This is a genomic window from Bradyrhizobium sp. 179 (genome assembly GCF_023073535.1).
In the GTDB taxonomy this organism is placed as follows: Bacteria; Pseudomonadota; Alphaproteobacteria; order Rhizobiales; family Xanthobacteraceae; genus Bradyrhizobium.
Genome location: NZ_JADPJR010000076.1, coordinates 15394 through 30175 on the forward strand (window position 1 = coordinate 15394; position 14782 = coordinate 30175).

The window sequence follows — 14782 nt, forward strand, 5'->3', positions numbered from 1 at the left end:
ACCACCTCCTCCGGCTCCTTGCGCCGATTCACTCATGCTCTGTGGAACCCATTGCCGGAAAGAGCAGGCGCCTTCCCAAGGGAGCCCTCCAGCGGCGCCGCGCCGTTGTCGGCGCCCCAAGCTTCGCCCGCACGTCCAAGACAAAGACACTGCATAACGAGATGCCCGAACATCGCATGTATATCTTCCGAGAGCTGCATGTCATTCACATTAACCAAAACTACGTGCTGGGCGATCTGCCTAAGCACTCCGCCGCTATATCCACAAAGACCTAATGTAACTGCACCACGATCGTTAGCATATCGAACAGCACGCAGAACGTTTTCCGAATTCCCGCTTCCCGAAATCGCAATAACCAAGTCGCCATCATTCAGGATGTTCTTCAGCTGTTCGACGAATACATCCTCGAACGAGATATCGTTCGCGTACGCGAAAGCCAGGCCCACATTGTCGATCAGCGACCGACCACGAAAAGGACGCTTGGTAGAGAGATAGATGCTCTTATTCCAGTCCGTGATGAAATGTAGCGCTGTAAGTGAGCTGCCCCCATTTCCAAGCGTGATTATCTGCTTGCCATCCTCCTGCGCTTGCGCGATCAAGGCTACTGCACTATCGAAACTCTGGTGGTCCAGTGAAGCAAGAACGGCCTCGAGCTTTTTGAAATAGGCTTGAGCGCTACCGCAAAACTGATCGAATAAGTGCGCTTCGGCTGACCGGGCCCTATTGCTAATATGCTTCATTGAGTGAGCTCCAATGTCGGTTGATAATGAACGATGCGGCTCCCGGCGAAGTCGAACTTCACAGGAATGTGCTGCAGCTCCCCCAGGGCTCTCTTGATTGCGTCGTGGCGATCGGGAGGCGCGAAGAACATGAGAAAACCTCCCGCACCTGCTCCGAGCAGCTTGCCGCCCTTGGCGCCTGCTTGTAATGCTCTTCGATACCAACCATCGATCGCGTCGTTCGTGATTTCTTCAGCGAGGCTCTTTTTTAGGAGCCAGTTCTCGTGGAGGACTTCGCCGAATGCATCGAGGTTCCATCGATGCAGTTCGTCGCAAAGGTGATACGTGAGCTCGACCATCCGCCTGAGCGCTCTCCGCTTTTCCGACGCCCTGCCGATGGCCTCTGACTGTCGGACGAGAATGTCTGACGCGCTACGCGTAATGCCGGTGTAAAACATGAGAACCTGCTTCTCGATTGAAGCGATAAAATCACGTGGGCATATGAGCGGCGAGACCGAAACGCTCTCATCGGGGTGAAACTCGATAAGATTCAATCCCCCGAAAGCGGCGGCATACTGATCTTGCTTCCCAATCGGAGCGCCACAAAGTTCTATCTCAACTAGACAGCTATCTGCGCCGAGCTTTGCCTTCGAGACATACTGCCCGCGAAACGCATTTAGCGCGTGCAGAAGGCCAACGGTAAACGTGCTGGAGGATCCAAGTCCCGTTCCCTTCGATGGAATATCCGCAATAGTTGTTATCTCAACGCCTCCACAGATCCCAAGATATCCCATCGTCGCCCTTACTATCGGATGCTGGATCTGCTCAACGCTATCCACCTCTTCCGTTTTGGAATAAGCGACTCGAGTGCCATTATCGAACTTGCGGTTCACATTCACATAGACGTACTTGTCGATAGCGACGCTTAGGACGGCGCCGCCTTCCCGACGATAGAAGGCAGGGAGATCGCTACCACCCCCCACAAAGCTGACTCGAAGCGGCGTCTGACTAATAATCATTCAAACTGCCTCAATCGGCTCAATCTCCTGCAATCGGACGCGATGTTTTGCGCTCGCGCGCGATGCCAACACGATCGGTGTCTCGTCCTCTTGACGCGAACTGTAAATACTCGCAGCAGACTCCCGATCCATACCTCGCCGCAAGTATTCTCGCATTACGCGGGTCCTCCTCAGCTCCTCATCGACATCAACGAAGAATGTGTGCGAACGCCCTCCCAAGACCGCATCGGACAGCGAGAGAGCAATAGTCCCCTCCACGACCAGGACGGTTTCAGGAGAAATGGTTATCTGCTCCGATCTTGGATGCGATATGCGGCTTAGGTTTTCGTAAAAGGGCAGATCGTGCGTTTCGCGAGAACGCACTTCCGCCAGACGGCTTAGAACTCTCCTAATCTGGTCCACGTTGTAGCGCCCCAACACTGTTGGTTCGCGATCTGCGCCAGACCGTATCCAGCGATCAAGCGCAAGGACCTGCGTCTCAAGGCCACGTCCGCGAAGAACCTCCGCGATGGCGCTGGCAAGAAAACTCTTTCCGCTCCGGGAAAGGCCGCCTACGAAACAGACATCACCTGGCTTCACATGCGCGGTCAGATCAGATGCCGAGCGAAGCAAGAGCGGATGAACGGCGAGAATGAACTTAGCAGCTTTAGACAAGTTTGAAACGGTATAGTCAGGCATGACATGATACGTGCCATCCAGCCCGCCCGCGCCCGTCTCGACTAGGATCGATCTGATGCCAGACCGTTTTGCGAGAGCGGCATCTGTTGAGGAATCGCCGATAATCCAGGATTGACTCCGGTCGACATTGAAAGCCTCGATCGCCACATCAACCAGCCCAGTGGAAGGCTTGCGGCATCCGCAGCGGATCTTCAGTTCTTCCACCTCACCGACAAAGCCGCGATCTGGATGATGCGGGCAAAAATAGATCGCATCAACGAAAGCCCCGCATCGGCCAAGCTCGGTCTCCATCTTGTTATGGATTGTCTGCAGGTCTCGCACGGAGCAATTACCTCTCGCCACAACGGGCTGGTTCGTGACGACAATTGTCCGGTATTCGGCTCGGTTGAAACAAGCGATCGCGGCCGCAGCTCCGTCAATCAGTTCGAGGAGTTCGGGACGATCGACGTGTCCATGGTCCACATTGATGCACCCATCCCTGTCCAAAAATACGGCTTTCTGCGGTGTACTGAGTGAAGCTCGAGCTATGCGGCCCGATTCAAAGTCAGCACAAACCTTGTCAAGTCTCTCAGGGGTTCCAGCATCCTTTATATACTCAGGGCTGTTGTAGCTTGTTATCTTCATGCCGAGCCGAAGCATCTCAGGAAAGAGGTCCTTGCCGAAATCGAGCGGAGTTGCTGCGGCGCGCCACGGGGATAGGGCTTGCTTTCGAATGTAATAGAGAGCCGCGTTGACTCTGTTTGGGTAATAGCAACCGGGATCGTGTGGATATGGATGGAACGCGCTAACCATGCCGTCTTCTGAAGTTTCAATCAGATCGGAATCCTGCGGGTGGTCATTCGGATGGGTCAAAACTGTCGCCGCTGCTGCCTTGTGTTCTTCATGGAAGCGCTTGAAGCGGTCGAGATCGATGTCGAGCATCGTGTCGCCATAGATCGTAAGGAAGTCATCGTCGAGCAGATCCAAAACGGAAAGAACTGCTCCAGCTGTCCCGCGAGGCGCACCGTCATTTACGCAACGAACGTCGATCCCCCAGTTATCGCGTTGATTGCAAAACTCGACGATTTGCTCGGCTGCATGGCTCACCAGAATCAAAATTCTCTCGATGCCGTGCCGCTTAACGAGCCCGATCTGGTGCTCAAGGAGCGGCCTGCCACCTACGTCGACCAGTGACTTGGGCAAATCACCTGTCCGGCTCCTGAGCCGTGTCCCTCGACCACCTGCAAGTACAACCGCCTGCATCACAGGTGTCCTTCCTGTCGCACGATTTCCACGATGGCTTTGCGAACGGCATCAGCCGAACCAAGCTGGGGCCGCCAACCAAGCGCACGGATTTTTGCTATATCATAGGAAAATCGGGGAACATCCCCTGTCCAGCCGCGGTCGTCAACTCCGTATTCGATCCCGGCGCCCGGCGCGACGGCCTCGACAGTTGTTTCCGCTATAAAGCTAACGGTTACCCCTTTGTCCTCAGGGCCGATATTGTAGTACCCAAGCCGCTCCGATGCGTTTTCACGCAAGTAGGCAAGCGCATCAATCAGATCATTGACGTGAAGATATGCCTTCCGCTGTCGTCCCGATCCCAAGACATTCAGTTTGTTTGGCGTGCTCCTTAGCTTTCTTACGAAATCCAGAACGACGCCGTGGGTTGCTGGAACCCCGATCACGTTCGGAAAGCGAAAAATCAACGCCCGATGTAGCCAGTTCTCGACGGCAGCGCTTATTAGCGCCTCCGATGCGAGCTTCATGGCACCGTAATTGGAAATGGGTAGCAGCGGCCCGTCATTCTCGCTGATCGGAGCCTCTCCCAAGTCGCCATATACAGCTGAACTCGAAGCGAAAGCCAGAAACGAAATCCTCGCCTCCTTCATTGATTCCAACACGTTGAACGTCGACAGAAAGGTATCGCGCAGATCAACAGAGGCATCGGCGATTCCCGCCGGAATGTCCGAATTGGCAGCCATGTGCCACACTTCGGAAATCGGAATTCGGCTGTGGCATCTCAAAAAGTGGCTTCTCACTGCACCCCCGTTTGAGAGATCTACCTTTTCAAAGATGAACCTCTCATTCGTAAGGAGCCCACTCACGTTATCCCGGCAACCTCGTGACAGGTTATCAAAGCCGACGACCGGATATCCGCGATCAATAAAGAGCCTTGCGAGCTTGCTTCCTACAAAGCCCGCGACCCCTGATATGAATATAGCGTGCGGTTCGCCCAATCGGATTGCCCCTTCCCTGTGTGCGCAAGCTCTCTCAATTCTTCCGGGTCATGCAACCGCAGCGCGCGATGGATCGGCGCAGGGTGACCCGCATTTCATCTTCGGGCTGGATAGAGCCCACCTGCTTCGCGTTGCAGTTCAATGGCCTTGGGGCAAAGGTGACTCTGCAGCAGGGCCATTAAGGTCATGCGCTTTCCTCGAGCGTATTTGAATCATCGCATGGTTTTCTCCAATCAGCGATCCTTCCTCCGGGGTAACCCCATCTTGTTGATCCGATGTAGCCGCACCGCGCCCGCCTGTACGTCGGCTCCCATCGATAATGAATAATGGCCTCGACCTCGTGTTCCCAGATGATTGTCGCCACCACTCGGGAAAGGTCGAAATCGTCTCGAGCGACGAGGAGGCCGCTTGGCAAGAGTTCGGCATGGCGAGGATCCAGCCGCGGTCGTTTCTGGGCGTCGTCGCAACACGCAAAGAACGCGAGATCCGTGAGCTGATCGGGCGCCACGTCGCCGGCGGAATCGAGGGCAGCTATCGGGTCTTAGCGCTCCGAATTGTCGGTAGCGTCAAGGAGGAAGAGGGAGCCGAGCGATGTATCGATTGACGCTCACAGGGATCCCGAGGTGACCCAGGCCGTGTAGACCGTTCGGTATACGAGGAACGAAGAAGGCCATTACGTCGCAAACGCTCAAAATGTAGCCTCAGATGTATGTGAAATTGATTGACCTGCGGATGCGCCGGGCCGCTCGGTGACCCTTCAACACCATGAGGTCGTCCTTAGTTTGTCCGGTCCCTCTGCGCCCAGGGCATTCCCCGTCCGGCCTCGTCCGGGTGCAAGCGAGTTATGGTGAGGCCTATCTCGATTAGAAGCGCGGTGAGCGTCCTCAGGTCGTAGTTCGGATGCCATTCCATCCTTATCCGCCCGATCGCGGCGAGAACCTCATGGAAAGCGCTCTCAAGGATCTCAAGTTCGGCGCCCTCGCGTCCATCTTGAGGAGGTCGCAACGGACGATCCGGTTGCTCGTAAGCACGTCAGCGAGCGACACGCAGTCGATCTCGACGCCGCCTGAGGCGTTCGCGTCAATCACCAGAGAATGCCCCCGTGCCCGTCCCCGACACGTGCAGGATGCGCTTTTAACTGCATCCGGCGGCTCCCTGGCGCATGGACTTGATCGGCCCGCCAAGGCCGTTTCGACCTACGTTGTGGGTCAGCCTGCAGTAATTTTCGGGCATAGGTCGTATGCGATGACCGTGGCGCCTGCCCTCGCGGCGCAGACGAGAAGATGCCGATATTCGCGCCGATGTCGATGACGGTCCAGCCGGTGGACACTTCTCCGTATTCCCGTGCCAGATACACGACCCCGATCGTCGCTAGGTCGATTGCTTCGTCCGTCTCGATCCGCGTGCCGTCGCGCAGCACTTAGGTTCGCGGCCCATCTGCAGACGTAATCGATGAGGAAGCTCGGCCAGTTCGCGATCGTGCGAGCGGCGGCCAGCGTGTAGCCGACGTTCTCCAAAGTCTTGCCTCTGAAAAGGCGATGTCCGACCATGCTTGGCGCCATGTTGGACAATAGCTAGGAGCACCGCCGGCAGGCCATACCCCGAAGTGAGTAGGCCAGTCGCAGGGCCCACAGATGGATGAAGCAATTGCGCCGGCTGGTTAGTCTGGCGTCTCGTCGCTCATCAACAGATGCGAAATATCCGGCAGATCCGGTCGACCAATTCGAACTGAAAGCGGCGCTGGTGCGACAGCCCAAGGACGGATAAAGAGACATGCAGGCCTCACCTGCCTTAAGTGCGCCGCTGACAAGCTGCCAGTGGCGCAGGGACGACGCGCCGCGCTCTGTCTTGTGAGGCGGCGACCTCTCGAGTCGTCGGAACGGCATCGGTTCTGGGTTGGCCAGCCCTACCGGATCCGGCAGTTCAGGTATAGTTGATCTTGCGTTCGCCGGACCGACGCGTTTTGCCAAGTGCTTGCAATAACCGCGTTTGTCCATAGGCGAGGGCAGTGACGGCCAAGCCGACAAAAATCGCAAATGCCCGCCCAAAGTTCCCGGTGATCAGATAGCGGAAGAAAGATTGTGCGATCGTCAGCACATACCGCCGCTCCGAACCAAGCCCATCCCGCGAACCGGTCACCCCGGTCAGCACGGACTTGGCGGTTCCTTCCATGCGACAGCGGCGGACGAAATAGCGCCACGTCGTCCGTTGGGCCGGCACAACATGCTGGATACGCGCTTGGGGGCAATAGAGCCAGATACCGCCCGGAAACAGGCGTGAGGCGCGAATGCAGAATTCGGTTTCGTCGCAGGCCTCGGACACCGCTTTGCCTCCGCGCGGCCCGCCAAGTCTCGTCGAGCCTCCGCCCCACCCGGCGGTAAACCCGCCAGCTCGACGAATCACCTCGGCGCGCACCGCCATATTAGCCCCAAGCAGGTTGCGAACTTGTCCGTTATGGACTGGCATCCCGGTGTAGGTGCAACCGATGATCCAGTTGAATTCAGCGGGGAACCAGCGGGGCGGTGGCCGGAGCCACAGCGGATCGATATGTCCGCCGGCACCGAGAACGCGCGGATCTTGGAACGTGTCGACGAGATACGCGAGCCAATTCCGATCGGCGATTGCATCATCGTCGAGAAAGACAACGATCGGGGCGGTCGCCAATTCGGCACCGGACGTGCGAGCACCTGACAGCCTCGCCGCCTTATTCACGATGACCGAAATCCCCTCCATCTCGCGCGTGGCACGCTCTAGCAGTGCCTCGCTTTCCTGATCGATCACGACGAAAATTTCCCTCGCCGGATAAGTCTGCTCGCGCACTGACGCGACAGCTGCATTCAGTTCGCTCCAACGATCGAGCGTATGCGCGCAGATCACGACGGATACATCGCTGGGCTTTCTGTCATCGATTTCAGAACGTTCCAAAGCGGCCCCCAAACTCCTCAAGCTGCCGACTTAGTATAGGCTCAAGAGCCCGATCGGGGAACGGCATTTCGCGGTCGTCGCCGAAGAGCTGGTACTGCTGACGATCTCGAAGCACCAGGCGTACCGATGCGATAGCCGCGTCTAGATCATCCCAGCGATCAAGCGTGTAGGCGCAGATGACAACTGACGCATCGATCATTTTCGATGATCTCTTTCGTTCGCCTGTTGGGTTGCGGGCATTGGTCGCTTCCGTGTGGCAGGCCGACGGTGCGGTCATCGGAGCTCCCGGACATTTTCTGACGCCCGGCTGTTTTTCGGGGGTCTGTACGGCCCGCTCTGCCCCGGCTTTTGGGATGTTCCAGAGCAGACTTGCGTCATTGCGGATGTCGAAGTGCTCATACTCGTCGACGGGGTACCTTCCGCTGTCCTGCCGCCACACGACCCAGCCCGCGCAGTTGGGATCGCGCGCAAGAGTATCGAGCCACATCCCGTACGCCTCGGCCGAATCACCGTTGGAGCGGGCATAGCCGAATTCCTCCAGAAGGACCGGCTTTCTGGCGCGCAATGCCAGCTGACAGAACTCGGTTATCGTATCGTTGAATTGCGTTATAGTGAGCTTGTAGAAGAGCGGGTAGCCGTGCCATGCCCCGAAATCGAGCGTCAGAATCATCAAATCGGCCATCTTCGCGATCATGTTGGCGTTACCTGAGCTGACGAGATGATTGGGATCGAGCGACTTAAAATGCGCCGACATTTCGGGCGTCCAGGCCAACCGCAACGATTCCGGGCTCGCATTGCCTACGTTCATGAGCTCCCAGGCCATGATAGCCGGATCATCCCGGTAGGCTCGCCCGGTGAGCGGGTTGACCCGCTGCACGACGTAACTGAGCCAGGTCCTGTAGTCCTGCTTCGTAGGCCGGTCTTTGAAGAAAAAACCGGACTCATCCTGGCTGCCATACCAGGGGCGCATTTGCTGGGCGCCGCCCGTGTAGGTATAGAATTCCAGGAAGGCGATGATGAACTTCATACGGCGCTTGCCGGCCTCGGTGACAAGGAAATCAACCTTCCCTATACCGTCGGCGCCATCATTGATGGCCGTCCTGTTTTGGACCGTATCCCAATAGAGCAGGTACGTGCCGTTGACCGCGAGATCGCTGGTCTCGCCCTGAAGCTTCCAATTCCAGATCGTCGCGACGCTGCCGTCGAGCGAAACAACGACCGGTTGCAAAATGATGCGGACCACATTGGCGCCCATCGCCGCCGCATCGTCGAGAACGCGGGCGACCTCCTCATGCGAGCCGTAGGGCAAATAGTGATTGTTCACGCCCGCGACGAAAAACGGCATGCCGTCCAGGGTGAATTCTGTTCCGGAGGTCTTGACGAACGACGTCGCGGACGGGTTGTCCGCCGCGCTTACGGCCGCCGGCGCGCACAGCAACACGAACACCAGCATCCGTACTCCGGCGTTGCTCAGCCCGCTTCTAACCCGTTGCCAGTCGACAATCATTCCTCCACGTGACGCTGTCAGGGACGGCGCGCAAGAGTCCCGAGGGATTACTCCCTCTGGCCTTGCCACAGGCGGTCGCCGATCAGGCATAGTGCTGTCCATTAAAGTAGCCACACAAGGGTCCTTTGTCAGCAGTCGCGCCCGCCGAAGCGTTCGGCTCCGGAAAACGCCAGGCCGCGCTGACCAATCGTGCAGAGCTTCGAGGAGCAACAATGCCTGATGCGGTGATCGAGGTCAGGGTGGAGGCCTTGCAGAACATTGCCCTACTTGAGAGCTCTTGGAAGGAACTCGAAACGCACGCACACCACTCGCTTTTCTTGTCCTGGCTCTGGATTGGAACCTGGCTGCGACATCTTCCAAAGGACGTGCAACCGCACGTCCTGGTCGCCCGGACGGGTGACAGGATCGTCGGCCTGGCCATCGTTTGCCGGCGGCGGGCGTGGAGTTTTGGGCCGCATGTGCGGACGCGTTGGCTGCTGAACGAAACCGGCAATAAGCGCTTCGACCGATTGTTCATCGAATACAACAGTATTCTCGCAGAGCGATCTTCGGCCGAAGCCGTTATCGCAGCATGTCTCGAGGCTCTGACGCAACGCCTACAACGGTCTGATCAGCTTGTGCTCTCGGGCATTGGTACTGAGCTGGAGTTGACCGCTTGTCGCACAGCGAGCCGGGCCGGGCTGGTCGCTGAGGTGAAAGAGGCAGAGACGGCGCGATGGGTTGATTTTGCCAAAGTCCGCCAGAACAGCGGAACTTATCGTGCCGCGTTGGGCCGCAGCACGCGCCAAGCCGTCAGTCGTGCCGTACGGTTATATGCGCAACGCGGCCCGCTTGATCTCCGGACCATGGAAACGGCATCTGAGGCCCTTGCCGCGTTCGATTTGCTGGTCGATTTGCATCAGTCCCGATGGGGACGCAGGGGATGCTTCGCCAACTCGAATTTCCGCTCGTTTCATCAGGAGCTGATTGCGCGCGGAGTGCCCATAGGCGCCGTGCGCATCTCGCGGACCCTGGCCGGTGACCAGACGATTGGGGTCTTGTACAATTTCGTCCATGACGGCACTGTTCTCAATTACCAAAGCGGTTTTCTTTATGAACGCGATGGCCGGCTCAAGCCCGGCCTTGTCAGTTATGTGCTGTCCATTGAGGACAGCATTGCACGCGGGGAGCGTTGCTACGATTTCCTGGCGGGGCCCGCCGGCCATAAGTCCCATCTGGCCAACGCCGAGCATGCAATGAAATGGATCGCGATAAGCAGAGACAGTCCGGAGCGACGCGTGGAAGCGGAGCTCCGGCACACAACTCGGATGCTGGCGAGCCTTACCAGGCATCTGAAGCAGGGCGCTCTGCATCTTGCCACTGAAAGGAAACTGCGTCGCTGCATTCCGTTTGTCGGGTGACGTTCTCAGAGGATCGGCTGAGCACTGGGCCGTTGCCGGGGAAGACCAAGGGAGGTACGCGTTGTCCAATCTATGTGACGTGACGATCGTCGGTGCCGGCCCCTATGGGCTGTCCATTGCAGCACACTTGCGCGAGCTGGGCGTGGATTATCGGATAATCGGCAGCCCCATGGAGAGCTGGAAAAGCAAGATGCCGAAGGGCATGTTGCTCAAATCAGCGGGGTTCGCGTCAAACCTTTCCGATCCCGAGCAGGCCTTTCCACTCAAACGTTTCTGCCACGAACACAGCAGTCCTTATGACAATCTCGATCTGCCAATTCCGCTAGAAACATTCTGCGCTTACGGATTGGAGTTCCAAAAGCGCTGTGTGCCGGATGTACAGCAGCAGGAGCTAGTCTCCGTGAGGGCCGTTTCGGGAGGGTTCGAATTGCGCATGAGGAGTGAAACATCGTTCCGGACGCACAACGTGGTGATCGCAACAGGCCTCAACCATTTCCATCACATGCCCGAACAGCTCTCACACCTGTCGAGCGAGAAGCTATCGCACGCCACCGACGTTCACGACTTTGAAAGATTCAGAGGGCAGCGCGTCGCGGTCGTCGGAGGCGGCGCATCTGCAATAGATATCGCGGTGCTCTTGAACGAGGCAGTAGGAAACGCTCGGCTCATCTCGCGTACGCCAGCTCTCATTTTCACTGGCAGGTGGGGAGGCTCGGGCGCGCACCCGCTTTTAAGACCTCTGGTGCTGCCGGTATCCGGGATTGGCCCGGGTTGGAAACATAGGCTGTTCGCGGATTTGCCTTGGCTGTTTCGCTATTTTCCCGAGTCCTATCGAGTCGGCATAGCAGAACAATTTCCCTCGCCGGCCGCAGGAGAGGCAATGCGAGATCGGCTGGAATCCGTTCCCTTACATCTCGGGCGCTCGCTGCAGGAGGCGAGAGTATCCGGGCAAGCTGTGCAGCTACGATTGGTCGCGATGGACGGCAGCACCGAAGTCGTGGAGGCAGATCACGTGATCGCGGCCACCGGATACAGAGCCGACGTGAATCGGCTGCCATTTCTAAGCCCGGCAATTTTGCAGGAGCTGCATCTTATCGGCAACGCTCCGCGGCTATCAGTGAACTTCGAATCGTCGGTCCAGGGACTCTATTTCGTGGGTCATGCATCAATCAGAACGTTTGGCCCCGTCATGCGCTTCGTGTTTGGCACCGACTTCACCGCTCGCAAAATATCACGGCATCTGGCGAATGCGGTGCTTCGGCAAAGGCGAGAATCGGCTCCCCTGGCGCCCGAGACGCACCGACCACGGCTCGACATTGCCGGCCTTGAAAGATCTGCGGCCATCCACTTCGACCCCATCAAGAAACGGCGGTCCTCTCGTTAGGATTGGAGCCAGCATGCCTGGTCGAACGGTCAATACGCGGCATAATACTCGGGCCTCGGATGGCGCACCGGCCGCCATAGTCCTCGGAGGAGGAATCAACGGCCTGTCTGCCGTGCGCAGCCTGGCTCAGGCCGGACTTCGCCCGGTCGTCGTCAGCAATTCAAAGTACGACATCGCAATGGCATCGCGATATGCGCGACGGTTCGTCGTCCCGACCTTTGATGGCGAAGAATTCGTGGAGGAACTGCGTGGGTTGCGATCAACATTGCCACAGGGCGGTGTCATCATATTTGCCGACGATCGTCCGCTTTTGACAGTGTCACAGTATCGCAACCATGTCGCCCCCCTGTTCGAGTTCCAACTCCCACCCCATGAACTGCTGGTCGATCTCACTCTGAAGGAACGATTTTTTCGGCTGGCCCAGCAGCATGGCTTTCCCGTGCCGAAGACCCTCTTGCTGCGCGACCATCGTGACTTGAACGCTCTGCGTGACCTTCACGCTCCATTCTGCGTGAAGCCAAACTGTCGCTCCCAAGCGTATGACGGCGCTTTCAAGAAGGCGTACCGTGTTGAGACCGAAGCCGACGCCCGGTCGCTCTGCGAGCAAGTGCTGGACAGCGTCGGCGAGGTAATCGTTCAGGAGTGGATCGAGGGGTCGAATGACTCGATCTACTTTTGTCTGTGCTACCTGGCTCCCGGTGGCCCTGTCGCCTTTGCTGGGCGCAAGGGTCGCTCCTGGCCTCCGCAGATCGGCTTGACCGCGAGTTGCTGGGCGGCGCCCGAAGCCGCCGAGCAACTGGAGGACCTGACAATCCGCTTCTTCCAATCGATTGGATTGACGAACGGCTTCGCAAGTATGGAATACAAGCGCGACCAGCGTGACGGCGTGTTGCGGTTTGTCGAGCCAACCGTTGGGCGGATCGATGGTCAGGTGGAGATCTCCGCACTCTGCGGCATCAATCTCTGTCATGTCGGTTATTGTGACGGTGCAGGCCAGCCACGCTCTCCATTGAATTTTGATCCGACGCATGTCTGGCGCGACGAATTCAAGGATATCATCTCAGCTTGGCTCCTCGGCACCAGCTGTTTCTATCCACCTCGTCATCGAATTCACAACGCCTACTGGCGCTGGGACGATCCGGCTCCGGCGCTTTTGGCGGCAGCGATTAGCGTGAAGCAGATAATACGGCGCACGTTGGGACACTTTCCCAACTCCAAAGCGTCAGCGGGGCAGGAAATGCATCGGGCCGGTTGATTGTCTCGGCGTTACCTTGTGTTGGCCCAAACTGGGCGTGAAGAACGACAATGCGCATTTGCCTGAAACTTGATCCTTCGCGGCTTCTGCGCTGGCATCTGTGGCTAGCAGAAGCGCTTGCCGAGACGCCCGGCAACACGGTCTACTGCGCGCTCGCGGCCAGCTGTTACCCGCTCCCGCCGATATCTCGTCTGCTGCTCGAACTCGAACGACTGGTCTATGGCTTTCGCGAGAACAGCGCCACCGACACCGTCGAGGCTCCGCTCCGGTCCCTGCCGCCGCTTCCGGCCGGCGAAGTCGACGTGGTGATCGATTTTAGCGCGGAGGAGCCGCTCCCGGCCGGGCGGCGCGTGCTAACGCCGCTCTTCAACGGGATCGCCGGCGAGATCGGGGTCATGGCGGCCGTGGCGCAGGATCAGGACCTTCTCGTCGACGTGCACGACACCCTCCACCCTTTGCGGCCGTTGACAGCTCGTCCGGCCAGCGCAGACCGTGAAGTGTTCGCAGCAAGCCTGGACAGTGCCCTCTCCTGCGCGGTCACACTGATCCTCAAAGCCTTGCGCGAGGAAACGGGTTCAACCGCGCCAGGTGTCTCGCGTCCACGGACTTTCGCGCCTCGGCTTGGCGCGATTTCCGTTTTGGCGCGGGCGACCAACACGGTGATATCCAAGGCAATCAGGTTCGTCGACATCCTGGCGAGGGGCGGCAAGGCTTGGGCAATCGGCTGGCGCTTCGACGACGCGACGAGCCTGCTCGACAAAGGGAGCGCAGCCTTCCATGTTCTCACCGGCGACGCCGGCAATTTTCTCGCCGACCCGTTCCCGTTTCGACATCAGGGGCGAGACTACATCTTTGTCGAGCAATACCTCAATGCCGAGAGCCGCGGATGCATCGCGGTCGTGACCGCGAACCGAAACGCAGCCACTAACGCACCGCAGATCGTCCTCGATGAGCCATATCACCTATCGTACCCGTTCGTGTTCGAGCAGGACGCACAGATCTGGATGATCCCTGAGTCGGGAGCGGGGAGGAATGTCAGCCTTTACAGGTGCGTGGAATTTCCGCACCGATGGACACGCGAGGCCTGCCTCGTCGAAGGCAGGGAATTTTACGATGCCACGCTGCTGCACCATGAGGGCGCTTTCTGGCTTTTCGTCAGCCCGAGGTCATGGAAGGCCTCGTCCTGGGATACCCTCAGCCTCTACCGTGCCGAAGAGTTGACCGGGCCGTGGACGCCGCACGCGGAAAATCCCCTACTGATCGATGCGACGCTCAGCCGTCCCGCAGGCGCGTTCTTCCGGCACGGTGGGCGCACACTACGTCCGGCCCAAGACTGTTCGCGTCGCTATGGCGGCGCAGTGACGCTTTGCCAGATCGATGCGCTCAACCGGTCGGAGTTTGCGCAGACGCCGGTCGGCCGCATCAGGTGCGGCGCGTTCGGGTGCCATACCTACAACCGCCGATCCGGCATTGAGGTCATCGACCTGTTCGGTCATGTCAGGGGATTGCGAGAGGTCACGGCCTCCTATGGACTGCTTGCATCCCGCCCACCGGCCACGCATGGATAGACTCCCGCCCTCGCCGATACCGATCTGGCAGCCTTGCGAAAGTAGGTGCCCAAGAGCGCCGCAGTCGAGGAGGTAGCTGCTGGTACGGTGAGGACGGGCCTGAAAGCA

General features: G+C 58.4%; 11 protein-coding genes. 5 read left to right on the top strand and 6 right to left on the bottom strand.

What is annotated here, in order from left to right; all coding sequences use genetic code 11:
• Nucleotides 1-32 precede the first annotated feature (32 nt).
• From IVB12_RS18980 to IVB12_RS18995, 4 genes are read right to left on the bottom strand one after another with little or no spacing between them, the layout of a single operon-like run.
• Nucleotides 33-740: an SIS domain-containing protein gene (locus IVB12_RS18980; protein ID WP_247301079.1), complete on the bottom strand. Its 708-nt coding sequence runs from the start codon at nucleotides 738-740 to the stop codon at nucleotides 33-35.
• Nucleotides 737-1738: a GHMP kinase gene (locus IVB12_RS18985; RefSeq protein ID WP_247301080.1), complete on the bottom strand. Its 1002-nt coding sequence runs from the start codon at nucleotides 1736-1738 to the stop codon at nucleotides 737-739. Before IVB12_RS18985 ends, IVB12_RS18980 begins: the two co-directional genes overlap by 4 nt.
• Nucleotides 1739-3658, bottom strand: a complete 1920-nt coding sequence (locus IVB12_RS18990) for an HAD-IIIA family hydrolase (RefSeq protein ID WP_247301081.1) — start codon at nucleotides 3656-3658, stop codon at nucleotides 1739-1741. It lies immediately after the preceding gene.
• The gene (locus IVB12_RS18995; protein WP_247301082.1) at nucleotides 3658-4635 is read right to left on the bottom strand and encodes an NAD-dependent epimerase/dehydratase family protein; all 978 of its coding nucleotides are present in this window, start codon (nucleotides 4633-4635) and stop codon (nucleotides 3658-3660) included. The genes IVB12_RS18990 and IVB12_RS18995 overlap by 1 nt, the downstream gene beginning before the upstream one ends.
• A gap of 424 nt (nucleotides 4636-5059) precedes the next feature.
• On the opposite strand from IVB12_RS18995, the gene IVB12_RS19000 reads away from it, so the two are divergent.
• A complete protein-coding gene (locus tag IVB12_RS19000) occupies nucleotides 5060-5239 on the top strand; it encodes a hypothetical protein (protein ID WP_247301083.1) in 180 nt (59 codons plus the stop codon).
• 1319 nt (nucleotides 5240-6558) lie between these two features.
• Here IVB12_RS19000 and IVB12_RS19005 read toward each other — a convergent pair.
• Together IVB12_RS19005 and IVB12_RS19010 are read right to left on the bottom strand one after the other, a co-directional pair.
• Nucleotides 6559-7560 (bottom strand): glycosyltransferase family 2 protein, encoded by a 1002-nt coding sequence (locus tag IVB12_RS19005; RefSeq protein ID WP_247301084.1) that lies wholly within the window; start codon nucleotides 7558-7560, stop codon nucleotides 6559-6561.
• Complete coding sequence (locus tag IVB12_RS19010; RefSeq protein WP_247301085.1) at nucleotides 7547-9013, bottom strand: beta-mannosidase; 1467 nt, start codon at nucleotides 9011-9013, stop codon at nucleotides 7547-7549. The genes IVB12_RS19005 and IVB12_RS19010 overlap by 14 nt, the downstream gene beginning before the upstream one ends.
• A 266-nt stretch (nucleotides 9014-9279) precedes the next feature.
• On the opposite strand from IVB12_RS19010, the gene IVB12_RS19015 reads away from it, so the two are divergent.
• The 4 genes from IVB12_RS19015 to IVB12_RS19030 all read left to right on the top strand — a co-directional run bounded on the left by IVB12_RS19015 (nucleotide 9280) and on the right by IVB12_RS19030 (nucleotide 14674).
• On the top strand, nucleotides 9280-10467 hold the full coding sequence (locus IVB12_RS19015; RefSeq protein WP_247301086.1) for a GNAT family N-acetyltransferase: 1188 nt from the start codon (nucleotides 9280-9282) through the stop codon (nucleotides 10465-10467).
• A 61-nt stretch (nucleotides 10468-10528) separates the two neighbouring features.
• Complete coding sequence (locus IVB12_RS19020; protein ID WP_247301087.1) at nucleotides 10529-11851, top strand: NAD(P)-binding domain-containing protein; 1323 nt, start codon at nucleotides 10529-10531, stop codon at nucleotides 11849-11851.
• Nucleotides 11852-11864: 13 nt separating this feature from the next.
• A complete protein-coding gene (locus IVB12_RS19025; RefSeq protein WP_247301088.1) occupies nucleotides 11865-13106 on the top strand; it encodes a hypothetical protein in 1242 nt (413 codons plus the stop codon).
• A gap of 50 nt (nucleotides 13107-13156) precedes the next feature.
• Nucleotides 13157-14674 carry a hypothetical protein gene (locus IVB12_RS19030; RefSeq protein WP_247301089.1) on the top strand — a complete coding sequence of 506 codons (1518 nt, stop codon included), beginning with the start codon at nucleotides 13157-13159 and terminating at the stop codon, nucleotides 14672-14674.
• Nucleotides 14675-14782: the final 108 nt, after the last annotated feature.

Bases quoted from the DNA above. Each gene is read 5' to 3' on its own strand.
- IVB12_RS18980 (WP_247301079.1), bottom strand. From the start codon at position 740: ATGAAGCATATTAGCAATAGGGCCCGGTCAGCCGAAGCGCACTTATTC.
- IVB12_RS18985 (WP_247301080.1), bottom strand. From the start codon at position 1,738: ATGATTATTAGTCAGACGCCGCTTCGAGTCAGCTTTGTGGGGGGTGGT.
- IVB12_RS18990 (WP_247301081.1), bottom strand. From the start codon at position 3,658: ATGCAGGCGGTTGTACTTGCAGGTGGTCGAGGGACACGGCTCAGGAGC.
- IVB12_RS19000 (WP_247301083.1), top strand. From the start codon at position 5,060: ATGGCGAGGATCCAGCCGCGGTCGTTTCTGGGCGTCGTCGCAACACGC.
- IVB12_RS19010 (WP_247301085.1), bottom strand. From the start codon at position 9,013: ATGCTGGTGTTCGTGTTGCTGTGCGCGCCGGCGGCCGTAAGCGCGGCG.
- IVB12_RS19015 (WP_247301086.1), top strand. From the start codon at position 9,280: ATGCCTGATGCGGTGATCGAGGTCAGGGTGGAGGCCTTGCAGAACATT.
- IVB12_RS19025 (WP_247301088.1), top strand. From the start codon at position 11,865: ATGCCTGGTCGAACGGTCAATACGCGGCATAATACTCGGGCCTCGGAT.
- IVB12_RS19030 (WP_247301089.1), top strand. From the start codon at position 13,157: ATGCGCATTTGCCTGAAACTTGATCCTTCGCGGCTTCTGCGCTGGCAT.